Origin of the sequence: Ochrobactrum sp. CGA5 (assembly GCF_006345815.1) — a bacterium.
Taxonomy (GTDB): Bacteria; Pseudomonadota; Alphaproteobacteria; order Rhizobiales; family Rhizobiaceae; genus Brucella.
Genome location: NZ_VCIG01000042.1, coordinates 69,709 through 94,186 on the forward strand (window position 1 = coordinate 69,709; position 24,478 = coordinate 94,186).

Below are 24,478 nucleotides of genomic sequence, written 5' to 3' on the forward strand. Positions count from 1 at the left end.
ACGGCGTGCTTGCCATTGTTCATTATAAGTGAAACATTCGAGCCGCTTGCTTCGGTTCTGATGCCTCCGAAACCCCTCTATTCGCCGCATGTTGTGAACAATGTTCAGTCTCGACCCCTTCAACGCCCTTATTGCAAAAGCTGCAAAGCCGTCCGTTCACGCATCGGAAGGGCCACTCAAGGGCGAAAGGCTGGCCGTAAAAGACATTTATGATGTCGCCGGAATGGTGACCGGATGTGGCAATCCGCAAATTCAAGCCGAATCACCCCTCGCCGGGAAATCGGCTCCGGTAGTGGAAAAGTTGCTTGCCGCCGGTGCCGAATTTATCGGCAAGGCCCAGACGGATGAACTTGCTTTCTCCCTGATGGGCCAAAATTCACATTTCCCCCATCCGATTAATCCGGCAGCCCCGGATCGCGTTACCGGTGGATCCTCTTCCGGCTCGGCTGCCGCTGTGGCGGGCAAGCTTGCCGACATTGCGCTCGGCTCCGACACCGGCGGCTCCATTCGTGCGCCCGCCAGTTTTTGCGGATTGATTGGCCTGCGCACGACCCATGGTCGCGTTCCACTCGAAGGCATCATGCCGCTTGCGCCGTCGCTCGACACGATCGGCTGGTTTGCGCGCGACATCGACCTGTACGATCGGGTCGGCTCTGTTCTGCTTGGCGACGACGCCCGAGAATTCCGGCTGACACAGCTTCTCTATATGCCCGTTCTGGAACAGCTTTTGCTGGGTGAGGCCGAAACGAATACTTACCGCACCGTGTTTGCCGAAGTGCGTCCGCATTTCGCGAGTCTCAAGGCGGCGAGTCAGCCGACGCTCTCACTCGATGAACTCTATCTGGTTTTCCGCCATATCCAGGGTGCGGAAGCCTGGGCGACGCATGGCGACTGGATTTCTTCGGGTGATCGCAAGCTCGGCCCCGGCGTCGCTGACCGTTTTGCTTTCGGTGCGGAGATCCACGCTGATCTCGTCACCAGCCAGCGTAAGCGTCGGGCGCAATTCACACAGGAACTTGAACGGATTATCGGTAACGATGCTGTGCTGGCGCTACCCACCGTACCGGGTGCGGCTCCGCTGGCAAACGAACCTTTCGAGGCGTTGCAGGCCTATCGAGAGCAGGCCCTGCGTCTGCTCTGCCTTTCGGTACTTTCGGGCTTGCCTCAGATCACATTACCTTTGGGACAGGTGCAGGGCGCACCTTTGGGCATTTCCTTCATCGGACCACGCGGCAGCGACCGGGCGCTGATCGCATTGGCCAGAAACATCATTGGGAAGCAGGGCTAGACCATGGACACCCTCACACGTATGCGCGCCTTCATCGACGTAGTCGAGGCGGAAGGCTTTTCCGCCGCCGCGCGAAAAATCGGGCGCTCCAAAGCACTTCTTTCCAAATACGTGCGGGAACTGGAGGACGAACTCGGTGCGCGCCTTCTTAACCGCACCACACGACAATTCTCGCTGACCGAAGCCGGACACACCTATTATCACCGGGCCGTAGAGATTATCCGCGAGATCGATGCGCTGCAGGATGCCGTCAGCGAAACCAGCTCAGATGCGCGCGGGCGCATCAAACTGTCGGCCCCGCGCACTTTTGCTGATGCGGTTATCGGCCAGTCGCTGATCGACTTTTGTCTCGCCCATCCCGAAATCGTGCTCGACGTGCGGCTAGATGATCGTTTTGTCGACCTGGTGGAAGAAGGCTTCGATCTTGCAATCCGCATCACCCGCTTGCAGGACTCTTCCCTCATTGCAAAGAGACTGTCACCCTTCCATTCCATCCTGTGCGGCGCGCCGGAACTCATCGCCCGCGTCGGCAAGCCTGAACGTCCAGAAGATCTGGCCGACCGGCCCTGCATCATCGACACAAATGCTCGCTCGCGCAACAACTGGCATTTCCGCAATACCGACGGTTCGATGATGACCGTTCCCGTCAACGGTCCGATCGAGGTGAACAGTCCTGTCGCCACCAAGAATGCCGCACTCGCCGGACTGGGCTTCTGCATGCTGCCGGCTTTCATCGCCGAAGAGGAAATCGAACGCGGTAGACTGGTCGCGTGTCTGGACGAATTCATCGTGAAGGATGGCGGCATCTACGCAGTCTATCCGCATCGGCGCTATCTTCCGGCGAAAATCCGGGCATTGGTTGATTTTCTGACCCAGTGGTTCAAGGAACGGGAATAAACACATCTTGAAAAGTGTGAAGCTTCTGGGCAGGGCATGCTCCAGCGTCGTACTTTCGCCGTCTTCGGGCATAAGCGTAAGAAAACTCTAACGGAAAGTTTTATGTTGGCTTCGTCGTCTTGGCTGAAAAGCAGGTTTATCCGGTCTGCCGCAACTGCGCTGCTGGCCAGCGTTCTGCCGACGACTGCGCTCGCTCACCCGCATGTTTTTGCGGACGCACGACTGGAACTGACCATCGCACCTGACGGCACTGTGCAACAGCTGGCACATGTCTGGCGCTTCGACGACGTTTTCTCCTCGACCGTGCTAATGGAATTCGACAAGAACGGCGATCTACAGCTCGACAGACAAGAGCTGGCGGACCTCGGCAACGTCATCAATGGTTCGATTGCCGAGTTCAAATATTTCCAGACCGTTCTGGATAACGGTAAGGATGTTAAAATGGCGAGGCCAACCGACCTCGCAGCAGATTTTACCGACAATCGCCTGCTCATCATTTTCACGAGCAAACCTGAAAAACCTTTGAAGCTAGCGGCGGGCCACAAGATCAGTTTCGGTGTCTATGACCCCACTTTCTATACTGCGATCGATTACTTGAACGACAACGATCTGGTTGTGAAAGGACTGCCAGCGGGCTGCAGCTCAAAGGTCGTGCGTCCCGATCCAGATGAGGCGCTAGCCCAAAACCAGGCGACGCTGACCGATGCCTTTTTCAACGATCCCGCAGGCACGGACATGTCCAAAATATTCGCAACTCGTCTTGAGATCGACTGTGCGCCGAAAGGAAACTCAGGCTGATGAAAAGACCGGCTACCCTCATTCTAACCCTGTGCCTTACAATGATCGTTGCGCAAGCCTATGCGCAATCATCGCTTGGTATCGGCGCGAATGAGGTGGCAATGAAGCCAACCGGGCCTTTTGCCCACATCATTCTGTGGATGAACGAGCAGCAACGCGCATTCTACCTCGCAATGACGAATGCGCTGAAAGCCATGCGTGACGACCCATGGCAGGCTTCAGTTCTGGTTGGACTTTCATTCATTTACGGCATTTTCCATGCGGCGGGGCCAGGCCACGGCAAAGCGGTGATTTCCTCCTATATGATCGCCAATGAGACGGCACTGCGTCGTGGTATCTTTCTCTCGTTCATTTCGTCGCTTTTGCAGGCAATCATGGCGATTGCGGTCGTGGGCCTCGCATGGTTCCTGCTGCGCGGCACCGGCATTTCCATGAACCAGACCGCCCGCTACATGGAAATCGCCAGTTTTGCGCTTGTCCTGTTTTTTGGCCTCTGGCTTCTGGCGCGCAAACTGCCATTGCTTTTCAAGACGCAGGACAAAGCAAACCCTAGCCCTGCCTCATCGCTTTTTGCCGCAGCGCCAGAACCGGTGACAGCTTCCGGTCCGGCTTGGCAAGGCAGTATTTCGCAGGCCACGCGTGCGGCAGCCACCGGCAGCACGGTAAAGCTCAATTACAAACCCACAGCCGCTACTGCACCGGATCACGTCTTCATCGGCCAGGCTGATGTTTGTGCTGCATGCGGCAATGCCCATATCGCCAATCCATCGACACTCGGCGACGACTTCAATTGGAAAACAGCATGGTCTGCGATCTTGTCGGTGGGCCTGCGTCCCTGCTCCGGCGCACTGATCGTGCTGACATTTGCGCTTTTGAATGGCCTGATGGTAGGCGGCATTCTCTCGGTCTTCGCCATGGCGTTCGGTACATTCATCACAGTGGCTGTTCTTGCAACGCTCGCCGTCACCGCAAAGAACACGGCCCTGCGATTTGCAGGCAGCAATGCCATGTCAGGCCGTCTGAAGGCGGCAATCGAAGTCGCCGCCGCCCTGTTCATCGCGCTGACAGGTGCGCTGTTGTTGAGCGCTTCGCTGGTTAGTTAATCCTTGTTCTGGCGGCGCGAGCGCAACCAGAAAATGGCGAAGAAGCCAAGAACGAAAACGATCGCGAAAATAATCGCCGCGATTTGCGAGCGTTCGCCCAGCGCCAACATTATGCTTGGCACAAAATAGGCCAGCGTCCCAAAGCCAAGCAAGATGATGGCGGCTGCGATTGCCGGATTGCTCTTCTTACGCTCAGCCAAGATCACGGAACTCCTCCAGCTTCTTCTTCTGCTGACCGTCACTATCAAAGTTTTCCGGCGCAAGCCATGCCTGATAGGCTTTCTTCAATGCAGGCCATTCGCTGTCGAGAATGGAAAACCACGCCGTATCGCGATTCTTGCCTTTGGCCACCATATGCTGACGGAAAATTCCCTCAAACGTAAAGCCGAAACGTTCAGCGGCTCGCTTGGAAGGCCCGTTTTCGTTGTGACACTTCCATTCGTAGCGACGATAGCCAAGCTCGTCGAAAATATACTGCATGAACAGGAACTGCGCTTCCGTAGCGGCAGGCTTACGCGAAATCAGCGGTCCCCAATAGACGCTGCCGATCTCGATTGCGCCATTTGCCGGGTCAACACGCATCAACGCCTGCCGCCCGGCAGCCTTGCCGCTTGCCTTGTCGATCACCGCGAAGAACATCGGATCTTCGCTTTTGAACGCTTTTTCCAGCCACGGCTCGAAATCCGCCCGCGTTGCGGGCGGAGACTCGAACAGCCAGGTAAAGCGCTGAGCCGCATCGGACACCGATGAAGCGGCAAAAAGTTCGTCGCCATGTTTCGCGGGATCCAGCGGCTCCAGCCGCACATAGCGACCTTCAAGCACTATGCGCTCGGGCTTCGGGCGAGGCGTCCAGTTCTGCAAATCAGTCATACACAATCTCCAATTCGGCCGAGACAGGAACATAAATGAAGAAGCGCGAAAACTGGATTATTGTCCCTGTGTCATTTTTCCCGGATCGCTGTCCGATCCACCGAAACCGCCTTCACCAACGCAACCACATGATCTCCGGTTCGCAGAACCAGTTCGTCAACCGAACGCCGCGTGAGCTGCGCACCGAGGCGACGGCCCTGGAAATCAAGCGTGACGTAGGCATTCGGCCCCTCGCCCGCCTCGATACCTGTCACCGTGACGGGCAAGAGGTTGCGGATGCTGATCGCTTCTGGCACCTTGCGCGCAATGGAAACATCGCGCGCACGCACGCGCAGCCGCACATGCATAGTCTGTTTCAGCCCTGCATCACTGAGCTGAAACGACGCCCCGCCCAGATCGATCTCCGCCAGCTTGTAGCGCTCGTCGTAAGAGGAAACCGTCCCTTCCAACAGGACGCCGCCGCTTTCGCCCTCGGCGTCGATCAGCGGGAACACATCCGCCGCTGCACCGCTTGCCATCACCCGCCCAGCGGACAGAAGCACAATTTCGTCGGCAAGCCGTGCGACTTCATCAATTTCGTGGCTCACATAGACGATTGGCACGTGGCTTTCATCACGAAGGCGCTCGATGAAGGGAAGGATTTCCTGCCTTCGCGCATGATCGAGCGAGGAAAGCGGCTCGTCCAGCAAAAGCAGCGCCGGATCGGACAATAGCGCCCGACCAATGGCGACACGCTGGCGTTCACCGCCGGAAAGCGTCGATGGTCGCCTGTAGAGAAGACGGTCAACACCGAGCAGCGCCACGACCTCGTCAAAGCTGCGGGTGGCTTGTCTATGTCCGGCCCAGCGCGCATAAGTCAGATTGTGTTTAACGTTCATATGCGGAAAAAGCCGCGCGTCTTGAAACACATAGCCGATGCGGCGCTTTTCCGGGGGCAGATCGATGCCTTTTCCCGCATCAAACAGCGTGAAATCGCCGACCGCAATGCGTCCGCGTTCGGGGCGGAGCGTTCCGGCGATCATTTTCAGAAGCGTCGTCTTGCCCGCGCCGGAATGGCCGAACAAAGCCGTTACGCCCCAGTCGGCGGCAAAATCAGCCTCGACAAGGAAATTGCCATTACGGCCCGCAATCGAAACGGCAAGCCCACTCATTTGGTTGCTCCTGCAAGCCTGCGCTGCAACCATTCTGAAAGCACCACGGCAACAATTGAAATGGCAGCCGATACAGCAATCAGACGGAATGCTTCGGCATCGCCCGATGGCGTCTGCATCAAGGCATATATAGCAAGCGACAGGGTCTGCGTTTCGCCTGGAATATTGGACACGAAGGTTATCGTCGCACCAAACTCGCCCAGCGCCTTGGCAAAGCCAAGCACTGCGCCTGCAAGCACTCCCGGCAGCAAAGGCGGCAGAATGACCGTGAAGAAGGCCGTGAAGCGGCTGGCGCCAAGCGTGCGCGCCGCTTCTTCAAGCCCGCGATCCAGTCCCTCTATCGAAAGCCTGATCGGGCGGACGAGCAGCGGAAACGCCATGACACCGGCGGCAAGGGCCGCACCCGTCCAGCGAAAGGAAAAGGAAACGCCGAACCATTCCAGCAAAGGTGCGCCGAGTGCGCCCCGTGACCCGAACAGGATCAAAAGCAGATAGCCCGTCACCACCGGCGGCAAGACCAGCGGCATGGTGACGATAGCCTGCGCCAGCGACTTCCCCGGAAAATTGAACCGGGCAAGAATCCAAGCGACGATAAAGGCAACCGGCAGAACGGCAATGATGGCTATTCCGGCAACCCGGAGCGACAGAGACACGATCTGCCAGACATTTGTCTCAATCATCTTTGGCCATCATCATTCGGCAGCTTCCGCAGCGCCCACGAAGCCCTTTTCCTTGATGATCGCCTGTCCGGCATCGCTTTCAAGGAACGCAAGGAAAGCCTTGGCGGCATCGGTCTCGTTCTTCGCAACAAGCGCTGCTGGGTAAAGGATCGGTGCGTGGCTGCTCGCAGGGAAGCGATAGGCTTCGACCAGTGCAGGTGCTGCGGCACGGTCCGATGCGTAGACGATGGCGGCCTTCACTTCGGCGCGGCTGACATATTGCAGCGCCACACGCACATTCTCAGCGAAAACCGCGTTCTTCTCGACATCCTTCCAGATATCGAGCTTTTCCAGCGCTGCCTTGCCATATTTGCCTGCAGGGACATTCGAAGGATCGCCCATAGCGAAACGACCGACGCTTAAAAGCGCATTGGCCTCGCCCTTTGGCGTGTCCTTCTGCGTTGCAATTATCAGCGCATTGCCAGCGATGACCTTGCGCGAAGCCTTGTCGATGACATCGGCCTTTTCGACATAGTCCATCCAGTCGAGATCGGCGGAAATGAATATCTGCGCCGGAGCGCCCTGCTCAATCTGCTTGGCCAGAACCGACGAAGACGCGAACGATGCAACCACTTCGGTTCCGTCCTTGGCGTTCATTTGCTTGGCAGCCTCCTCGATCACATCTTTCATGCTGGCGGCGGCAAAAACAGTCACCTTCTCGGCAGCGTGAGCAACCGAGGCAACACCAGCGGCGGCCGTGATTAGAAATGCAGCGATGAGTTTTTTCATGAGTACCCTCCATATTGCCCGTAGCCACAGACAAATCCATCATCCGCCGGAAAGCCGGCGTTGTTCCTGTGCGAACATTGGAGAACTCCAATGCCCCGACTTGCGATGATGGGTGTGATGGAGGCAAACGCGACCCGGATGCCGTCAAACCCTTGATGCACGGGCGTCCATCCATAAGCCGCCCAAAATTCCGTAACGAATTCAGACCGTTCCGAAACCTATGCCACCATAATGCAGCGAAATCTGTTTGACCAGCCCCATGAGGAGCATGCGGCATCAGCTACCGATATGCTTGTGCGCTCCGCGTTTCTCGGCAAGCTTTACCTGCTTCTGGCGTTCCGCGTAGCGGGCTCGGTCTTCGGGCGTTCGCTCGTCATAGCAACCGGCACAGGAAACGCCTTCCTCAAAGAACTGCGAAAGCTTGTCTTCCGGCGAAACTGGTCGACGGCAGGCGCGACACAACTCAACATCACTCTCAATAAGACCATGGCCTACGGCCACGCGCTCATCAAATACGAAGCAATCGCCGTTCCACATACTTTCTTCACGCGGGACATCCTCAAGATATTTGAGAATGCCTCCCTTGAGATGAAAGACATCGTCAAAACCGAGCCCCTTGACGAAGGCCGTCGCCTTTTCGCAGCGAATTCCGCCTGTGCAAAACATGGCGATCTTCTTGCCTTCCAGCCTGTCGCGATTCTGTTCAACCCAATCGGGAAACTCACGGAATGTCTTGGTCTGCGGATCGAGCGCCCCTTCGAAAGTACCTATGGCGTATTCGTAATCGTTGCGCGTATCGACCACGACAGTATTCTCATCGGCGATGAGAGCGTTCCAGTCCTGCGGCGCGACATAAGTGCCGACGCTTTTCAGCGGATCAATACCCTCGACACCCATGGTGACGATCTCGCGCTTCAACCGCACCTTCATGCGATGGAACGGCATTTCGGTGGCGTGGGAATATTTGAGCTCGGGCCGAGCCAGCCCGGGAACAGCCGTGATGTGCTGGACGAGCTTGTCAATCACCTCAGCGGTGCCCGCAACCGTCCCATTGATGCCTTCGGCTGCCAGAAGCAAAGTTCCCTTGATGCCGTTCGAGCAACAAAGCTGCGCCAACGGCTCGCGCAGGCTTTCATACTGCGGGAGCGGCGCGAAGCAATAAAGGGCGGCAACGGTGAAAGGCAAATTACTCATCGGTTCTATCTTCTTTGAAATTTACCTCGCAACTAATCCCCGTAAACGGCGAATTCAAGTCAACTTTATCCCCATCCGGCCAAGTCATCTCAAAATCTGCTTCGAAGAGCAACTTTTCGAGGAGAAATACATGTTCGACAGCCAGACGATTACAGCCCTGACGACATTGGCAAATGAAGCGGAAGTCCACCCGGCGGCCTTGCTGGCAATTGCTGAAGTGGAAAGTGGCGGGCGGGCGCTGTTTGATATAAGCGGAAACAAGGAACCGGCCATCCGGTTCGAAGGGCATTATTTCGACCGCAGGCTGTCCGGTCGTCTACGCGACTATGCAAGGAGCAACGGGCTTTCGGCCCCGGTCGCAGGCCAGATACGCAATCCGAAATCGCAAGCTGCGCGCTGGCTTCTGCTTGAACGTGCGATGGGCTTGAACACAAAGGCCGCGCTTGAATCCACCTCCTGGGGATTGGGACAGGTCATGGGTGCGCATTGGGAGTGGCTTGGTTATGCTACCGTCGATGATCTTGTAGCGGAAGCACGCGGGTCGATTTCCGGGCAAGTGCGATTGATGCTGCGCTTTATCGAAAAAGCAGCGCTTCTCAACGTACTGAAGAACCATCATTGGCGCGAATTTGCCCGGCGTTATAATGGCCCGGCTTTTGCGCGCAATAAATATGACGACCGCATGGCCGACGCCTATCAGCGCTGGCAAAAGCAGCTCAGCAACTTTAAAAACGCTGCATGAACGCAGCCCTTCTGTGGTGGACAAACGGCCGAAGGGGGCTTAGAGCGGTTCCCGTCAAGACAGAACCGCTCTAATCATCAGTTTTAAAGCATGATCCGACGCGAAACCGTTTCAAACTTTTGCTAAGAATGCTTTAAATCGATTTATGCACTCAAACAGCCGAGCAAGCCGATGTCCCAGAAAACAGATCTTCTCGTTCCCATCATGACAGGCCAGCCGGTCATTCCGGTTTTGTTGATCGACAAGATAGAACATGCTGTTCCGCTGGCGCGCGCGCTTGCCAAGGGCGGATTGCCCGCAATCGAAATCACCTTGCGCACGGCGGCCGCACTGGATGCCATCCGCGCAGTTGCGTCGGAAGTGCCTGAAGCAATCGTCGGCGCCGGCACGATCCTGAATGCAAGGCAGTACGAGGATGCCGAGAAAGCCGGTTCGCGCTTCATTGTCAGCCCGGGCGCCACAAAATATATCGTCGCCGCAGCCAATGACAGCGACGTGCCGCTTCTGCCCGCTGCCATCACACCAAGCGAAATGCTGGCGCTACGCGAGGAAGGCTACACACATCTGAAATTCTTCCCCGCGGAACAAGCCGGCGGCGCATCTTTCCTGAAAGCATTATCCTCGCCGCTGGCTGGAACCTTCTTCTGCCCCACAGGCGGCATCAGCCTTGCAAACGCCAGAAATTACCTGTCGCTACCGAACGTTGTCTGCGTTGGAGGCTCCTGGGTTGCACCGAAAGAACTTGTCGAGGCAGGCGATTGGGATGCAATCACCGATCTTGCAAGCGAAGCGGCTAATCTGAAAAGCTGAACATACCTATATCCCAATGCAAAAAGGGGCCTTTAAGGCCCCTTTCCTTTGGTTTGTTTTCGTCTGATCGACGATTAATTAGTTTCCGTGAATTTGGCCACTGTCAGGAAGGTAACGGCGTTGCCGCTGAACTGGTTGGCGCGTTCGGTGGGCAGATTGCCTCGCTGGAAGCCTGCCGTGTAGACCATGGCGGGCGCGGAACGCATCGCATCGTTGCGGAGGACCGGATTGGTCACCGGCACGGTGCGGGATACCGATTCCGTCGACATGGCAACTTCCGAAGTCGGCATCACGGCTGGCTGGATAACCGCACGCGGCTTGGACTGAGCTTTGGCCACATAACGTCCGCCCTTTGCGGTGGTACGAACGCCTGTTTCGGCTGACTTGCCAATCGCCACGACCTTTTTATGGATTGCGGCAGACGGTTTTGCGGTGGGTTTTGCCGGTGCCGTGCGGGCAACAGAGGCCGTCTGCACCGGTGCTGGAGCCTGTTTTGGCGCAGCATCTGCAACTGATTTACTGTCATAGTAGTCGTCGGATGGCGGCGCGATCAGTTCACCAATCTCATCCTTCTTGGAAAGCAAAGCAAGCTGCGTGTTGGCTCTCGGCGCTGCTTGCGGCAGCGGGAAAGCTGCCGTTTCACCTGGCTGCGGAACAGCCACATTGCCTGCGTCAGCAACCTGGGTCGGTTCGGTCTGCTCGCGATTGACCAGCCCGGCAATAGCATCCTGACCGCTTGCGACGGACGTTTCATCCGGGCGTGTCGGACGCGCCGAAGGGACCACCGCGGCTGCAAGCTGCACATTGTCCGTTTCAAGCTGTGGGCGGGCCGATGGGATTGGCACGAAACCATTCATCAGCGGCGAAGGCGTACCGGCATCAGCGATCTGAAGCGTGTTTGCATCGACATTGGCTCGGGCTGCTGCCGCAGCATCAGCGGCAGGTTCGGCTGCGGCCAACGCAACAGCATCCTGCGGCGCCATCGCAGGTTTGCGGGCTGGGATCGGAACATTGAGCGCGGCAACGGGAACTTCGGCTGCGGCCTGCGCTTGGGCACCAAGGCCTGTTTCCGGACGGGGCGCCTGCACTGGAAGCGGAGCGTCACGGGCAGGCAGAGCTGCAACCATTGTTTCGCGCGGCTGCTGGACCGGCTCTTCAGGAACCGCAGCCGGAGCACGGCGTGCAGGCGTTGCGCGGGCCGGCGGGGCGCTTACATCGCCAGTGTCTTCTTCTTCATCAGCTCCACCGCCAAACAGCGCCCCAAACAGACTCTTGCTGCGACGCGGGGCAGAATTGCTAGCCACCATGATCTCGCCACCGCTAGCCTTGCGCTTTTCGATCATGGCCAATGCCTGCTCATAACCAGGCAACGGCTTGCCGTCGGCAGGAAGGTGAGCCGTCTTGCCATCCGGGAACAGTGCAAGTAGCTCGCGACGGCTCATGCGTGGCCAAGAACGAACATTGCCGACGTCCATATGGACAAAGGGCGAACCGGAACGCGGATAATAGCCGACGCCACCGATCTGATAGCGCATGCCGATGCCACGCAGCTTCGCCAGTGGAACGCCGGGAATGTAGAAGTCCATTGCGCGGCCAAGCATGTGCTGGCTCTTCTTCGCAACACCGGACTTCGCCGAGCGCGAACGCAGCATGGAATTGGTTGCCGGTGAACGATAAGCAGAGACGACATTGATATACTGGCTCGATCCGGTGGAGCGATAGACTTGCCAGATCAGGTCGAACAAGCGCGGGTCCATCTTTGTCGGCTCGTTGCGGCGCCAGTCGCGCAGGAAAACGTTCAGCTTCTTCAAACCCTGGGCATCGAAGCGCCCATTTCTCTTGAAGACGATTTCAGCCTTTTCGCCGGTGTGGACGTAATAAAGCTTGAGAGAACGGGTTTCAGCCGAAGCCTGCGAAGGAGACAACGCCATGAGAACCGCAGCTGCGGCAAGGGCGGATGGCACGGACGCAAGGGCCTTCACCCCGGTCCAAACCCTCGCAAAGCGCGCTTTAATGGTCGATATGCTGTTCATCGAATCGTATCGCCTTACCGTTTTCCGCCCCCAGAGGAATTCTCCAAGCGCCCCTCGGGACTTTCTTTGTGATGCCACAATAAGCCTGCGTCCAAGTTCCGCTTGAGCTCCGATTGTCGGATTTAATGGTTAATGGACGCTTAGTGAACAACAAATGAGGAAACACCATGGCAAAAAAGCCACACACGTGCACCTATTTTCACCATGGTTAAAAAATTACTAACAGTCTTTAATCGGCAACACCACCTGGGAAGGACAGCAGAAACTTATTATAAGTCACTAAAATTCAATCAGTTAGGCATGCTTTGACTGGCTGGCTGCATGGTTGAGAGGAGTGGCTTCCTCCTCTTCCTCACCACTCGGCACCTTACCGGATATCGATGCCACATCGATGCCATATTCCTTCAGCTTCCGGTAAAGCGTGGTTCTTCCGATGCCGAGACGCCGGGCAACTTCGCTGATCTGGCCATCGTAATGAGCGATCGCGAACCGGATCATTTCCTCTTCGGCCGCAGCAAGCGTACGCACCTCACCCGCTCCATCAATTCCGCTGAATAAGCCCGCCGAAACGCTTGTGCTGGGATCATGATCAACAAGATTGAACCGTGCGGACTGCTGTACAGCTCTTGCCGCTTCAGTTCCTGTACCGATCTGCGCGAAGTCAGCCGCCGTCAGTTCGCCAGTCTGACAAAGAAGCACAGCCCGATAAACAGCATTTTTAAGCTCCCGCACATTGCCGGGCCAGTGGTAGGCTTTCAACCTTTCCAGCGCATGAGTGGTGATACCGGTTATATGCCCCATCCGTTCCTCGTTTACATAGCGCATCATGAACTGATGCAGCAGGATCGGGATGTCTTCCAGGCGGTTACGCAGCGGCGGCATAGCGACGGCAAAGGAACCAAGCAGATGGTAAAGACCGGCATGGAACCGCCCCATATGTACGAGGTCGGCCAAAGGGCGGCTGTTCGATGCCATGATGCGGGCGTTGGAAAGCGTACGTTCACCTCCACCGCTGGCCTCAAACTGACCCGACTGCATGGCGGCAAAAAGCTTGATCTGCGTATGCCGCGGTAGCGCGCCCACCTCATCAAGAAAAAGCGTACCGCCATCGGCTTCCACAAGTTTTCCCAAACTGCGGATGACATTGTCCTCGCGGCGGTCGCGCCGCGCTATCGAAACGCCGAAGAAGACTTCGTCGGCATTATCCGTCGTCAAGGTGCGACAATCGACCGTTACGAAGGGACCGCGCCAGCGGGCGCCGCCACTGCAAATGGCACGGGCCAGCGTTTCCTTGCCACTGCCGGGTTCCCCTTCAATCAGAAGCGGCGCATCAAGCGCTGAAGCACGACGCGCCAGAATGCTGATCCGCTCCATCTCAGGACTCTTGACTGCCATGTCGGATAGAGTGAGATGAGACTTCAGCGAGGACCGAGCACGGCGGATTTCCTGCGTGAGCGCATCAATCTTCAGCACATTGGAAACAGAAACCTGTACACGCTCAAAGGCGACCGGCTTGGTCACGAAATCGACCGCGCCCATTTTCATTGCCTGCAGAACTGGCTGAAGATCATGATTTTGAACGAGAACGATAACCGGAACACTATTTCCCGCCTCGCGCATGCGCCGTAGAACCGTCAGGCCATCCATGTCCGGCATAGACAGATCGAGCAGCATCAGGACAATGTCCTTACGCTGGCTTACGAAGCCGAGCGCGCTTGCGCCGCCATCCGCCAGGATGGTCCGATAGCCCATACGCATGACTATCGCTTCGAGATTGCGCCGATGGATCGGATCGTCATCCGCTATGAGTATGCGCGTGGCCATTAAAAGTTATCATCACCTATGGGGTTCCCGCGCCCAAAATATTTAAACAGTTTAAGTGTCTTATATTCTAGGCGTGTTATTTGCGGTCAAGCCTTCAACGAATGCAAGATACTAAAATGTGCCCCATCGTCCCATTCACAAATTTGTATCCTGAATCCAACTTCTGGTTCATAGATTTGCTTCCCTGCAATCCAACAACGAACACGTTATCACAGATAGTCGAAGCCTTTTCACAGCTCTTGGCGATCCTGGCAAGACGTGCGAGAAGAAGCCCGACAGAGCGGTTCCGGTTAACGCGGAATCGTGAAACTGATCTATCAGTTTGTTTGTATGCATGGTTCGTCGCATCGAAGTGAGATAAGAAATCAGTTCAGTCAACCGATTTCCCCGCGTCGACGCTACGCACTTTGTCGGAAATGCTCTTGGAGAATATTCATGACCCGCTTTTCAGAATCCGTTTCCTTCAACAAAGTTTTACATGCACCGGCTGGCGATGCGGCTGCCGCCGAAAAGACCAACCTCGGCACCCTGCCGGAATGGAATCTTGGCGATCTTTATCCGTCTGCGGACAGCGCGGAACTGAAAAACGACATCGAAAAAGCCATGACGGATGCGGCAGCTTTCGAGGAACGCTGGAAAGGCAAACTCGGCGATGAAGCAGCCAAGGCCCATGGCGGCAAATTCGTCGATGCTATTAAGCAATTCGAGGCGCTGGACGAATTGATGGGCCGTATTGGCTCCTTCGCCGGCCTTTATTACTATGGCGACACATCTGATCCGAAGCGTATGAAGCTTTTCGGTGACGTGCAGCAAAAGCTGACCGATGCCAGTACACATCTCATTTTCTTCGGCCTGGAACTGAACCGTATCGACGATGCTGTTCTCGAAAAGGCGATGAACGACAATGCCGCCATCGGCCATTATCGCCCGTGGCTAACGGATCTGCGTATGGATAAGCCATACCAGCTTGATGATAAATTGGAGCAGCTTTTTCATGAAAAGTCCGTTACTGGCTATAGCGCCTGGAACCGCCTGTTCGATGAAACGATGTCCGGTCTTCGCTTTGAAATAGACGGCGAGGAGCTGAGCATCGAGCCGACGCTCAACATGCTTCAGGACGCCGATGGCGCGGTGCGCAAGAAGGCCTCCGAGGCATTGGCCAAGACTTTTGCAGCCAATCTCCGCACATTCACGCTGATCACCAACACGCTCGCCAAGGACAAGGAAATATCCGATCGCTGGCGCGGTTTCCAAGATATCGCCGACAGCCGTCACCTTGCCAATCGTGTCGAGCGGGAAGTCGTAGACGCACTCGCCAAGGCGGTTGAAGATGCCTATCCACGCCTTTCGCACCGCTATTATGCTTTGAAGGCCAAGTGGCTCGGCCTTGAAAAGCTCGAAAACTGGGATCGCAACGCACCACTGCCAGAAACGCCACAGGCGCTTATCCCTTGGGACGACGCGCGCGAGACCGTACTTTCCGCCTACAGCAATTTCGCGCCAGAAATGGCCGAGATTGCGAAAAAATTCTTCGATAAGAACTGGATTGACGCGCCAGTCCGCCCCGGCAAGGCACCCGGCGCATTTGCGCATCCGACAGTCCCGTCTGCGCATCCTTACGTGCTTCTCAATTATATGGGCAAACCGCGCGATGTGATGACGCTGGCACATGAGCTGGGCCATGGCGTGCATCAGGTTCTGGCGGGCGATCAGGGGGCTCTGATGGCTTCAACGCCGCTGACGCTTGCTGAAACCGCGTCCGTGTTCGGCGAAATGCTGACCTTCCGTTCGCTTCTGGAGCGCACGAAGGACAAGCGCGAGCGCAAGGCCATGCTGGCACAGAAGGCGGAGGACATGATCAACACGGTCGTGCGCCAGATCGCCTTCTACCAGTTCGAGCGCCGTGTCCACACCGAGCGCCGCGAAGGGGAGTTGACCGCCGAACGCATCGGCGAAATCTGGATGGATGTACAACGCGAAAGCCTTGGAGATGCCGTCAACCTCAATCCGGGTTACGAGACCTTCTGGACCTACATCCCCCATTTCATCCATTCACCCTTCTATGTCTATGCCTATGCTTTCGGTGATTGCCTTGTGAACTCCCTTTATGCGGTTTACCAGAACTCGGAAAAAGGCTTCCAGCAGAAGTATTTTGATATGCTGAGGGCTGGCGGCACCAAGCACCACAAGGAATTGCTTGCGCCATTCGGTCTGGACGCGAGCGACCCAGACTTCTGGAGCAAGGGCCTGTCGGTGATCGAAGGTATCATCGACGAGCTTGAAGCCATGGAAGACTGAGCAAACCTGTGAGCCGATCGGGGAACAAGCCGCTTATCCTCTTCCGGGATGACAAGGCGGGCCGCGATGTGCTTTTCACGGCCCCCTCATCGATCATCCGCGCCGACACACCGGATGAGTTCGAAACCGCTTGGGATGCCATGCAGGCGGCCCACAATGCTGGAAAATGGCTCGCGGGTTATTTGTCCTATGAAGCCGGCTATCTTCTTGAACCCAAGCTGAAGTCGCTGCTGCCGGAGGGACGCAAGGCACCGCTTCTCTGTTTCGGCGTTTTCGATGGGCCTTCCGACCAGCGCATGCGCAGCCACTGCGAAAACAATGCCACCTTTTTGCGCAACCCGGTTGCGCAATGGTCATTCGAGGAATACGCGCTCCGCTTCAAGCGATTGCACCAGCACTTACGCGAAGGTGATTGTTATCAGGGCAACCTCACCTTTCCGATCCATGCAGACTGGGGCGGCGATCCGCTGAGCCTGTTCAACATGCTCGCGCTGCATCAGCCAGTCCGCTATGCGACTTATTGCGATCTTGGAGGGCCGGTCGTACTTTCACGGTCGCCGGAACTTTTCTTCGAAGTCGACGGCAACGGGTGGATTGAAACCCATCCGATGAAAGGCACCATGCCCCGCGGGGCAACGCCCGAAGAAGACGAGCGGAACCGCCAGTTCCTGCTAAAAGATCCAAAGAACCAAGCCGAAAATCGCATGATCGTGGACCTGTTGCGCAACGACATCTCGCTTATTAGCGAGGTGGGGTCGCTCGACGTGCCAGAACTCTTCCGCATTGAGACCTATCCCACAGTTCACCAGATGATCAGCCGCGTGCGGGCCAGATTGAAAAAACACCTGCAATTGCGCTCGCTTTTTGCCGCCCTTTTCCCGTGCGGCTCCATCACCGGCGCGCCGAAGATCAGCGCCATGGAAATCCTGCGTAAACTGGAGACCGGGCCGCGCGACATCTATTGCGGCTCGCTCGGCTGGGTCGAGCCAAGCGGACGAATGCGTTTCAATGTCGCCATTCGCACGATCTCGCTTCTGGATGAAAATCGTGCGATCTTCAATGTCGGGGGTGGCGTGGTCTTCGATTCCACGGCGCAAGCGGAGTACGAGGAATGTCTTCTGAAAGCACGGTTCGCAGCATTGTCGAGCCACATGGGGCGCAAGCCGTGATTATGGAACCGGATTATCAGCTTATCGAAACCATGCGTTGGGAACCGCTCTCGGGCGTTCTGCGCTTCGATCTACACATGGCGCGCCTTGAGAATTCCGCCCGCGAACTTGGCTTTTCCTGCAATATAGAAGCCGTCCGGCAGAAGATTGCGGAAAGCGGGACAGGTGAACAAGCCTTGAAACTGCGCCTTACGCTTACGCCAGACGGGGTTATCACAATCTCCAGCACCCCATATGAACCCCTTTCCTGCCAAACGATCTGGCGGATCGCAATCGCCAGCACACATCTCGATCACAACGATCCCTTGCTGCATCACAAAACGACGCGGCGACAGGCGTATATCGCCGCACGTGAGGAGTATTCACCGGCCGAGGTCGATGAGGTGATCCTGCTCAATGATCGCGGGGAAGTTTGTGAGGGAACAATTACGTCGATATTTCTCGATATTGGCGGCACGACCTGCACCACCCCCGCCCTTTCATGCGGCCTCCTTAACGGTGTGCTGCGCCGCGAATTGCTGAACAACAATGTTGTCGAAGAGGGTATCGTTACCGTTGAAGCGCTCAAAAGCGCGCGCAACATCCTTGTCGGCAATTCGCTGCGCGGCATGATCCGTGCACAGTTGATCGAGGCTTAAACCGTTGTTTTCACACATGTTTTGTCCCTAAACCGGCCCCCGCTTTGGGGCGACACGCTTTATACCGCGCTTCGATCTTATCGAGTCAGTCTGGCGCTCTAGCATCCTGTTTTTTCAAGCATAATCTTATCGATTCCCATTTCACGCCGGTCGGATCGTGCTCTCAAAAGCTAATCCGCATTAAACATGTACTCATGTCATAGGCTTGTGACGTTTCTTTCTTTGTATGAAGTTGTGTTATCGTTCCCGCGCATAAGCTAAACCGGGTTGGAGATAACCCAACGCCGCAATTCTGCGGCCACCTAGAGGAAGAAAATGGCGAAAGCGAAATGGCAAGTCTATGGCGAGATTACCGGCCCTGTAATCATGATCGGCTTCGGGTCGATCGGGCGCGGTACCCTGCCGCTGATTGAACGTCATTTCAAATTCGACAAGTCGCGCATGGTCGTGATTGATCCAAGCGACGCCAACCGCAAAATCCTTGATGAAAAAGGCATTCGCTTCCTCAAGGAAGCAATCACCAAGGACAACTACAAAAAAATTCTCGGGCCGCTTCTGAAAGAAGCAGAAGGCCAGCCCTTCATCGTCAATCTGTCGGTCGATACCGGATCACTTGATCTGATGCGTTATAGCCGCGAGCACGACGCACTTTATATCGACACCGTGGTGGAACCTTGGCTCGGCTTCTATTTCGATGAAAAGGCCGACAATGCATCGCGCACCAACTATGCGCTACGCGAAACGGTTCGCACTGAAAAGCGCAAGAACCCCGGCGGTCCAACCGCCGTTTCCTGCTGCGGCGCCAATCCGGGCATGGTCTCTTGGTTCGTCAAAAAGGCGCTCATCGACCTTGCTACGGAGCTGAAGCTCGATTTCACCGAACCGGCGGCAGATGATCGCCGCGGTTGGGCGAAACTGATGAAGAAGGCTGGCGTCAAGGGCGTCCACATCGCGGAGCGGGATACACAGCGCGCAAAAGAGCCGAAGCCTTTCAACACGTTCTGGAATACATGGTCTGTCGAAGGCTTCATTGCCGAAGGTTTGCAACCAGCAGAACTTGGCTGGGGCAGCCATGAAAAATGGATACCCAAGAACGCCCGCAAGCAGAAAAAGGGCAACAAGGCGGCCATTTTCCTCGAACAGCCCGGCGGTAATACCCGTGTCCGCACCTGGTGCCCGACGCTCGGTGCGCAGTACGGCTTGCTGGTCACGCACAATGAGGCGATCTCCATCGCTGATTTCTTCACGCTGCGCGACAAGAAGGGCAAGCTCGACTTCCGCCTGACCTGCCACTACGCTTATCATCCGAGCAATGATGCCATCCTCGCGCTTGACGAAATGTTCGGTGCCAGTGGTAAGGCGCAACCTGTGCAGCATGTTCTGGAAGAGCATGAAATTCTGGATGGCGGCGACGAACTCGGCGTTCTGCTCTATGGCCACGACAAGAATGCCTATTGGTATGGCTCGCAGTTGACCGTCGACGAAGCACGTAAGCTTGCACCTTATCAGAATGCGACCGGCCTACAGGTTTCCTCGGCCGTTCTTGCGGGTATGGTCTGGGCACTGGAAAATCCGCGTAGCGGCATCGTCGAGACCGACGAGATGGATTACCGCCGCTGTCTTGAAGTCCAGACGCAATATCTGGGTCCGTTGAACGGTTATTACACCGATTGGACACCGCTGGAAGGTCGAGGTCACTTGTTCAAGGAAGACCTTGATGCCAAAGACCCATGGCAATTCCGGAATATTCTGGTTCGCTAAACTGAATAACTGCCCAACGAAATTAGGCAATTTTCATTGCGGCAGTTTCGCAACAATCGCGTAATCCTCACATTGAGGGCTTGTTTTCGTGCAAGTTTCAATACATCAAACTAGTCATTCACGAGCGGTTCTAATCAGCGCGGAATCGTTGAAGCCGCTCTAAATACTTGGTTTACGCATTTCAGAGGCCAGCCATTGTGTGGTTCTGGCCCGGGAATGCTCTAATGGAGAGCACCGATATGAAACGCTTCCGCATCATTGCCCCTCTTGCAGTCATGTCGCTGGCGTTGGCCGCGTGTGAAACGACTGGCCCGGTTGGCGGCAATGTTCCAACCGTCTCTCGCGCCCCCGCTGGCATCGAAGGCAGATGGGTCGATCCAAACGGCATCGTCTCGTCGTTCAACGGCGGCATTTTCGAGACACGCGCCACCGACACGAACGAAAAGCTTGCGGAAGGCAACTATCGGTACCAGTCGCCGCAGCTTGTTGAAATCGACATGCGCTCAATCGTGCGCGGGACATCTTCCAAGGTGAACTGCGCGCTCGTCTCGCCGACGCAGCTCAACTGCACGTCGTCGTCGGGCTCGCGCTTCTCCCTGACACGTCGTACACCAGCATAAACCCACGATATATTGCCTGGATTTCACGTACTTACGGCGCGGGGAACGCCCGCGCCAATAGAATTTCGCCAGCGGCAATTGTCAGGATTGTAATTTGTCTTTTTTTCTCTAGTTTTCCGGCTGAACAGGAGTCGGAACATGAGTGAGATGGATAAAGCACCGGAGCAATCCGGCCAGACGGTCAAGCCGGGGGTGCAGACAAAGCTGCCGAAGGTTGGTGTTATGCTGGTCAATCTCGGTACGCCGGATGGCACGAGTTATGGCCCAATGCGCCGTTATCTGGCCGAGTTTCTTTCGGATCGCCGGGTTATCGAATGGCCGCGTCTTATCTGGTATCCGATCCTTTACGGCATCGTTCTCAACACTCGCCCGAAGCGTTCCGGGAAGCTTTACGATCGCATCTGGAACCGGGAGAAAAACGAATCCCCGCTGCGGACCTATACGCGCGCGCAGGGTGAGAAGCTTGCCAAAGCACTTGCCGATTATCCAAACGTGGTTGTGGACTGGGCCATGCGCTATGGCCAGCCTTCCATCGAAAGCGTAACCGACCGTCTGCTGCAGCAAGGGTGTGAGCGGATTGTCATGTTCCCGCTCTATCCGCAGTATTCGGCAACAACGACCGCGACGGTCAACGACAAGTTTTTTGAAGTCCTCATGAAGAAGCGCTTCCAGCCAGCGGTGCGCATCGTGCCATCCTATGAAACGGAACCCGTTTACATTGAAGCGCTGGCACGCTCCATTGAAAAGCATCTGGAAACGCTTTCTTTCGAGCCGGAAGTGATCCTTGCATCATATCACGGCATTCCGAAAAGCTATTCCGACAAGGGTGACCCCTACCGCCAGCAATGTCTTGAAACATCGCGCCTGTTGCAGGCTCGGCTGGGCCTTGATGACAGCCAGTTTCGCTCCACGTTCCAGTCGCGCTTCGGTCCCGAAGAATGGCTCCAGCCCTACACTGACGAAACGGTGGAGGAGCTTGCCAAGCACGGGGTCAAATCCATGGCCGTTCTCAATCCGGGTTTCGTAGTCGACTGTCTGGAAACAGTGGACGAAATCGGCAACGAAGCCGCTGAAGAGTTTCTTGAAAATGGCGGCGAGAATTTCAGCCATATTCCTTGTCTCAACGACAGCGAGGATGGCATGAAAGTCATCGAGACACTGGTGCGCCGCGAATTGCAGGGATGGGTGTGAGGCAAAAGGTAATTATGACAGTATGTTTGCCTTGCTAAAGCATCTATTGCCATATTGCCCTACTGCCTAAAAAGGGAAACAATCAATGACCGGTTTCGATATTACGCTGCTCATTCTGGCCGCACTGGTTCTGGCGACGCTGTTTGCCGGCATCAAAACCGTACCACAGGGATTTAACTATACGGTCGAGCGTTTCGGACGCTATACGCGTACGCTCAATCCGGGCCTGAACCTGATCGTACCGTTCTTCGACCGTATCGGTGCGCGCCTCAATATGATGGAGCAGGTACTTGATGTGCCGACCCAGGAAGTCATCACCCGCGACAACGCCATCGTTGGCGTTGACGGCGTGGCTTTTTACCAGGTGCTGAATGCAGCGCAGGCGGCCTATCAAGTGGCAAACCTGCAATATGCAATCCTTAATCTCACGATGACCAATATCCGTACCGTTATGGGCTCGATGGATCTCGACGAGCTGCTATCGAACCGCGATGCGATCAATGATCGTCTGCTGCGTGTCGTCGATGAGGCTGCCCATCCGTGGGGCCTTAAAATGACGCGTGTGGAAATCAAGGATATCAATCCGCCGGAAGACATCGTCAACTCTATGGCGCGCCAAATGAAGGCGGAGCGTGATAAGCGCGCGCAGGTTCTCGAAGCAGAGGGCGACCGCAACGCACAGATTCTGCGTGCTGAAGGGCAGAAGCAGTCACAAATTCTCGAAGCCGAAGGCAAGCTGGAAGCGGCCAAGCGCGAAGCAGAGGCACGCGAACGCCTGGCCGAAGCAGAGGCGAAGGCCACCACCATGGTTTCCGACGCCGTTGCCAACGGCAATGTGCAGGCGCTTAACTACTTCGTGGCGCAGAAATATACAGAGGCTCTCAGCAATATTGCCAGCGCCAAAAACCAGAAGGTCATATTGATGCCACTTGAGGCAAGCTCTCTCATTGGCTCGCTTGGCGGTATTGGCGCAATCGCCAAAGAAGTCTTTGGTGACAGCGGCAGGCCAGTAGAACCGGCACCACAGCCACCGACCCCTTCCCGCACACGCAGCGTTCCATCTACCGGGCGCTAAAACTGCTCGCAAATAAGAACAGAGGGCGCCATGATTATTGAGTATCTGTCTGGTCTCGGCATCTGGAATTGGCTCGTTTTCGGGCTGATCCTGCTGATTCTGGAAATCTCGGCGCCCGGCTTTTTCTTCATCTGGTTCGGGCTTGCTGCACTCGTGACTGGCGCACTCGCCTTTCTCCTATCTTCGACAACAGTGTTTGGCTGGCAGTTTCAGACCGTTGTGTTTCTGGTTCTGGCCGTAATTTTCGTGCTCGCTGGACGTCGTTTCTTCGGCTCGCGCAGCACCGATGGCGATGAGCCCTTGCTCAATCGTCGCGGCGAACAACTCGTCGGTCAGCGCACCACCTTGACGGAGCCAATCGTCAATGGACGCGGGCGTATCCGTATCAACGATACGACGTGGCGCGTGAAAGGTCCTGATCTGCCAACCGGAACAGAAGTCCGGATAATTGCCTTCGATCCGGTATCGCTGGAGATTGAAGTCGCCGAATAGAGTAGTACGCCTACACTACAAAATGCTAGGCGTGATACCCTATCAAGCAGCACCTATCCGCAACAGATCGTGGAAATGCACCAGCCCGATCGGGCGTCCGGCGTCTACCACGATAAGCGCACCTATGTGATTTTCATTGATCGTGCTGAGCGCGGCTGTAGCCAGCATGTTCTGGTCGACCGTCTTTGGCTTGCGTGTCATGATGTCGTCAACCGAAAGAGCCGCAAGATTGCGGCTCAGATTGCGTGAGATGTCACCATCTGTGACGATACCGGCCAGATCACCGCCTTCATCCACAACCACCACGCAGCCAAAGCTTTTTTGCGCCAGAACCTTCATCGCATCCGGCAAGGTCGTGCCCACCTTTACTAGCGGGAGACGTTCGCCGCGATGCATGATATCACGGATGTGGATCAGGCTCGCGCCCAGCGAACCGCCAGGGTGAAATGTTTTGAAGTCGCTCGGGGTAAAGCCGCGTGCTTCCAGAAGCGCTATCGCCAGCGCGTCACCAATGGCAAGCTGCATCATGGTCGAAGTCGTGGGCGCTAGACCGTGCGGACAAGCCTCTGCAGTTTTCGGCAGTAGCAGCACGACATCCGCCGCGCGGCCGAGTGCCGAGTTCTCACCTGCGGTAATCGCGATAAGCGGAATGCGGAAGCGCTGCGAATAATTGACGATCCCCTTCAGTTCCGATGTTTCACCTGACCAAGAGATGGCCAGAATGACATCGTCGCGTCCAATCATGCCGAGATCACCGTGATTGGCTTCTGCCGAATGCACGAAGAATGCCGATGTTCCCGTCGATGCAAAGGTGGCAGCAAGCTTGGAGCCGATGTGGCCGCTTTTACCTACACCCGTGACGACCAGCCGCCCAGGTGAGGCAACGATACGCTTCACCGCTTCGACAAAAGGAGCGGAAAGGCCATCATTCAGAGCTTCTTCCAGCGCAACGAGGCCTGCATTTTCGGTCTTGATGGTGCGCAGCGCCGAAGCAATGGCCGCTTCCGCATCTGCCGGTGGGATGATCTGATCGAGCTTTTCCATGGCGGCAAGGGTTAGCTTTTTCGCAGCCGGTT

The 24,478-nt window shown here is 56.1% G+C and carries 22 protein-coding genes and 1 pseudogene; 14 read left to right on the top strand and 9 right to left on the bottom strand.

All coding sequences use genetic code 11. The annotated features are described in order from the left end of the window. Window positions 1–100: 100 nt before the first annotated feature. The 4 genes from FJQ48_RS18640 (at window position 101) to FJQ48_RS18655 (ending at window position 4,086) form a co-directional block, all read left to right on the top strand. Entirely contained in the window at window positions 101–1,288 is a 1,188-nt protein-coding gene (locus FJQ48_RS18640) for an amidase (protein WP_139976451.1), read from the top strand. Window positions 1,289–1,291: 3 nt separating this feature from the next. Next, window positions 1,292–2,185: a LysR family transcriptional regulator gene (locus tag FJQ48_RS18645; RefSeq protein ID WP_061347625.1), complete on the top strand. Its 894-nt coding sequence runs from the start codon at window positions 1,292–1,294 to the stop codon at window positions 2,183–2,185. Between the two features lie 102 nt (window positions 2,186–2,287). After that, entirely contained in the window at window positions 2,288–2,983 is a 696-nt protein-coding gene (locus tag FJQ48_RS18650) for a DUF1007 family protein (RefSeq protein ID WP_139976452.1), read from the top strand. Continuing rightward, window positions 2,983–4,086, top strand: coding sequence for a nickel/cobalt transporter (locus FJQ48_RS18655; RefSeq protein ID WP_139976453.1), 1,104 nt, complete (start codon window positions 2,983–2,985; stop codon window positions 4,084–4,086). The genes FJQ48_RS18650 and FJQ48_RS18655 overlap by 1 nt, the downstream gene beginning before the upstream one ends. Here FJQ48_RS18655 and FJQ48_RS18660 read toward each other — a convergent pair. The 6 genes from FJQ48_RS18660 to FJQ48_RS18690 all read right to left on the bottom strand — a co-directional run bounded on the left by FJQ48_RS18660 (window position 4,083) and on the right by FJQ48_RS18690 (window position 8,749). After that, window positions 4,083–4,292, bottom strand: a complete 210-nt coding sequence (locus tag FJQ48_RS18660) for a hypothetical protein (RefSeq protein WP_139976454.1) — start codon at window positions 4,290–4,292, stop codon at window positions 4,083–4,085. The two genes, FJQ48_RS18655 and FJQ48_RS18660, sit on opposite strands and share 4 nt — an antisense overlap. Further along, window positions 4,279–4,956, bottom strand: a complete 678-nt coding sequence (locus FJQ48_RS18665; RefSeq protein ID WP_139976455.1) for a GNAT family protein — start codon at window positions 4,954–4,956, stop codon at window positions 4,279–4,281. The genes FJQ48_RS18660 and FJQ48_RS18665 overlap by 14 nt, the downstream gene beginning before the upstream one ends. A gap of 71 nt (window positions 4,957–5,027) precedes the next feature. After that, window positions 5,028–6,107, bottom strand: a complete 1,080-nt coding sequence (modC, locus tag FJQ48_RS18670) for a molybdenum ABC transporter ATP-binding protein (protein ID WP_139976456.1) — start codon at window positions 6,105–6,107, stop codon at window positions 5,028–5,030. Further along, window positions 6,104–6,787: a molybdate ABC transporter permease subunit gene (gene modB, locus FJQ48_RS18675; protein ID WP_139976457.1), complete on the bottom strand. Its 684-nt coding sequence runs from the start codon at window positions 6,785–6,787 to the stop codon at window positions 6,104–6,106. The genes modC and modB overlap by 4 nt, the downstream gene beginning before the upstream one ends. Before the next feature lie 12 nt (window positions 6,788–6,799). After that, window positions 6,800–7,555, bottom strand: a complete 756-nt coding sequence (gene modA, locus FJQ48_RS18680; protein WP_139976458.1) for a molybdate ABC transporter substrate-binding protein — start codon at window positions 7,553–7,555, stop codon at window positions 6,800–6,802. A 276-nt stretch (window positions 7,556–7,831) separates the two neighbouring features. Further along, the gene (locus FJQ48_RS18690) at window positions 7,832–8,749 is read right to left on the bottom strand and encodes a rhodanese-related sulfurtransferase (protein WP_139976459.1); all 918 of its coding nucleotides are present in this window, start codon (window positions 8,747–8,749) and stop codon (window positions 7,832–7,834) included. Window positions 8,750–8,879: 130 nt separating this feature from the next. On the opposite strand from FJQ48_RS18690, the gene FJQ48_RS18695 reads away from it, so the two are divergent. Continuing rightward, a complete protein-coding gene (locus FJQ48_RS18695; RefSeq protein WP_139976460.1) occupies window positions 8,880–9,491 on the top strand; it encodes an N-acetylmuramidase family protein in 612 nt (203 codons plus the stop codon). 171 nt (window positions 9,492–9,662) lie between these two features. Beyond that, window positions 9,663–10,301, top strand: a complete 639-nt coding sequence (locus tag FJQ48_RS18700) for a 2-dehydro-3-deoxy-phosphogluconate aldolase (RefSeq protein ID WP_139976461.1) — start codon at window positions 9,663–9,665, stop codon at window positions 10,299–10,301. Window positions 10,302–10,375: 74 nt separating this feature from the next. On the opposite strand, the gene FJQ48_RS18705 is transcribed toward FJQ48_RS18700, so the two are convergent. Further along, a complete protein-coding gene (locus FJQ48_RS18705) occupies window positions 10,376–12,334 on the bottom strand; it encodes a DUF882 domain-containing protein (protein ID WP_139976462.1) in 1,959 nt (652 codons plus the stop codon). Window positions 12,335–12,628: 294 nt separating this feature from the next. Beyond that, window positions 12,629–14,158, bottom strand: coding sequence for a sigma-54 dependent transcriptional regulator (locus FJQ48_RS18710; protein ID WP_139976463.1), 1,530 nt, complete (start codon window positions 14,156–14,158; stop codon window positions 12,629–12,631). A gap of 435 nt (window positions 14,159–14,593) precedes the next feature. On the opposite strand from FJQ48_RS18710, the gene FJQ48_RS18715 reads away from it, so the two are divergent. From FJQ48_RS18715 to FJQ48_RS18755, 8 genes and pseudogenes are all read left to right on the top strand, one after another. Then, window positions 14,594–16,456 (top strand): M3 family oligoendopeptidase, encoded by a 1,863-nt coding sequence (locus FJQ48_RS18715; RefSeq protein WP_139976464.1) that lies wholly within the window; start codon window positions 14,594–14,596, stop codon window positions 16,454–16,456. A gap of 8 nt (window positions 16,457–16,464) precedes the next feature. Further along, complete coding sequence (locus FJQ48_RS18720; protein WP_139976465.1) at window positions 16,465–17,625, top strand: aminodeoxychorismate synthase component I; 1,161 nt, start codon at window positions 16,465–16,467, stop codon at window positions 17,623–17,625. Further along, on the top strand, window positions 17,568–18,263 hold the full coding sequence (locus FJQ48_RS18725; RefSeq protein WP_139976466.1) for an aminotransferase class IV family protein: 696 nt from the start codon (window positions 17,568–17,570) through the stop codon (window positions 18,261–18,263). The genes FJQ48_RS18720 and FJQ48_RS18725 overlap by 58 nt, the downstream gene beginning before the upstream one ends. Window positions 18,264–18,578: 315 nt before the next feature. Next, window positions 18,579–20,024: a homospermidine synthase gene (locus tag FJQ48_RS18735; RefSeq protein ID WP_139976467.1), complete on the top strand. Its 1,446-nt coding sequence runs from the start codon at window positions 18,579–18,581 to the stop codon at window positions 20,022–20,024. Between the two features lie 239 nt (window positions 20,025–20,263). Then, window positions 20,264–20,644 (top strand): outer membrane lipoprotein Omp10, encoded by a 381-nt coding sequence (omp10, locus tag FJQ48_RS18740; RefSeq protein WP_139976468.1) that lies wholly within the window; start codon window positions 20,264–20,266, stop codon window positions 20,642–20,644. A gap of 201 nt (window positions 20,645–20,845) precedes the next feature. Continuing rightward, a pseudogene (gene hemH, locus FJQ48_RS18745) lies at window positions 20,846–21,835 on the top strand (ferrochelatase); the annotation flags it as partial. Between the two features lie 85 nt (window positions 21,836–21,920). Beyond that, window positions 21,921–22,910, top strand: a complete 990-nt coding sequence (locus FJQ48_RS18750) for an SPFH domain-containing protein (protein WP_139976469.1) — start codon at window positions 21,921–21,923, stop codon at window positions 22,908–22,910. A 30-nt stretch (window positions 22,911–22,940) separates the two neighbouring features. Next, the gene (locus FJQ48_RS18755) at window positions 22,941–23,402 is read left to right on the top strand and encodes an NfeD family protein (protein ID WP_139976470.1); all 462 of its coding nucleotides are present in this window, start codon (window positions 22,941–22,943) and stop codon (window positions 23,400–23,402) included. Window positions 23,403–23,444: 42 nt separating this feature from the next. On the opposite strand, the gene FJQ48_RS18760 is transcribed toward FJQ48_RS18755, so the two are convergent. Continuing rightward, window positions 23,445–24,446, bottom strand: a complete 1,002-nt coding sequence (locus FJQ48_RS18760) for a KpsF/GutQ family sugar-phosphate isomerase (protein ID WP_139976762.1) — start codon at window positions 24,444–24,446, stop codon at window positions 23,445–23,447. Between the last annotated feature and the right edge of the window lie 32 nt (window positions 24,447–24,478).

What these genes read in the sequence shown, in the direction of transcription:
- FJQ48_RS18640 (WP_139976451.1), top strand. Translation starts at nt 101, where the DNA reads ATGTTCAGTCTCGACCCCTTCAACGCCCTTATTGCAAAAGCTGCAAAG.
- FJQ48_RS18645 (WP_061347625.1), top strand. Translation starts at nt 1,292, where the DNA reads ATGGACACCCTCACACGTATGCGCGCCTTCATCGACGTAGTCGAGGCG.
- FJQ48_RS18650 (WP_139976452.1), top strand. Translation starts at nt 2,288, where the DNA reads ATGTTGGCTTCGTCGTCTTGGCTGAAAAGCAGGTTTATCCGGTCTGCC.
- FJQ48_RS18655 (WP_139976453.1), top strand. Translation starts at nt 2,983, where the DNA reads ATGAAAAGACCGGCTACCCTCATTCTAACCCTGTGCCTTACAATGATC.
- FJQ48_RS18665 (WP_139976455.1), bottom strand. Translation starts at nt 4,956, where the DNA reads ATGACTGATTTGCAGAACTGGACGCCTCGCCCGAAGCCCGAGCGCATA.
- modC (WP_139976456.1), bottom strand. Translation starts at nt 6,107, where the DNA reads ATGAGTGGGCTTGCCGTTTCGATTGCGGGCCGTAATGGCAATTTCCTT.
- modB (WP_139976457.1), bottom strand. Translation starts at nt 6,787, where the DNA reads ATGATTGAGACAAATGTCTGGCAGATCGTGTCTCTGTCGCTCCGGGTT.
- modA (WP_139976458.1), bottom strand. Translation starts at nt 7,555, where the DNA reads ATGAAAAAACTCATCGCTGCATTTCTAATCACGGCCGCCGCTGGTGTT.
- FJQ48_RS18690 (WP_139976459.1), bottom strand. Translation starts at nt 8,749, where the DNA reads ATGAGTAATTTGCCTTTCACCGTTGCCGCCCTTTATTGCTTCGCGCCG.
- FJQ48_RS18695 (WP_139976460.1), top strand. Translation starts at nt 8,880, where the DNA reads ATGTTCGACAGCCAGACGATTACAGCCCTGACGACATTGGCAAATGAA.
- FJQ48_RS18700 (WP_139976461.1), top strand. Translation starts at nt 9,663, where the DNA reads ATGTCCCAGAAAACAGATCTTCTCGTTCCCATCATGACAGGCCAGCCG.
- FJQ48_RS18705 (WP_139976462.1), bottom strand. Translation starts at nt 12,334, where the DNA reads ATGAACAGCATATCGACCATTAAAGCGCGCTTTGCGAGGGTTTGGACC.
- FJQ48_RS18710 (WP_139976463.1), bottom strand. Translation starts at nt 14,158, where the DNA reads ATGGCCACGCGCATACTCATAGCGGATGACGATCCGATCCATCGGCGC.
- FJQ48_RS18715 (WP_139976464.1), top strand. Translation starts at nt 14,594, where the DNA reads ATGACCCGCTTTTCAGAATCCGTTTCCTTCAACAAAGTTTTACATGCA.
- FJQ48_RS18725 (WP_139976466.1), top strand. Translation starts at nt 17,568, where the DNA reads ATGTCTTCTGAAAGCACGGTTCGCAGCATTGTCGAGCCACATGGGGCG.
- FJQ48_RS18735 (WP_139976467.1), top strand. Translation starts at nt 18,579, where the DNA reads ATGGCGAAAGCGAAATGGCAAGTCTATGGCGAGATTACCGGCCCTGTA.
- omp10 (WP_139976468.1), top strand. Translation starts at nt 20,264, where the DNA reads ATGAAACGCTTCCGCATCATTGCCCCTCTTGCAGTCATGTCGCTGGCG.
- FJQ48_RS18750 (WP_139976469.1), top strand. Translation starts at nt 21,921, where the DNA reads ATGACCGGTTTCGATATTACGCTGCTCATTCTGGCCGCACTGGTTCTG.
- FJQ48_RS18755 (WP_139976470.1), top strand. Translation starts at nt 22,941, where the DNA reads ATGATTATTGAGTATCTGTCTGGTCTCGGCATCTGGAATTGGCTCGTT.
- FJQ48_RS18760 (WP_139976762.1), bottom strand. Translation starts at nt 24,446, where the DNA reads ATGGAAAAGCTCGATCAGATCATCCCACCGGCAGATGCGGAAGCGGCC.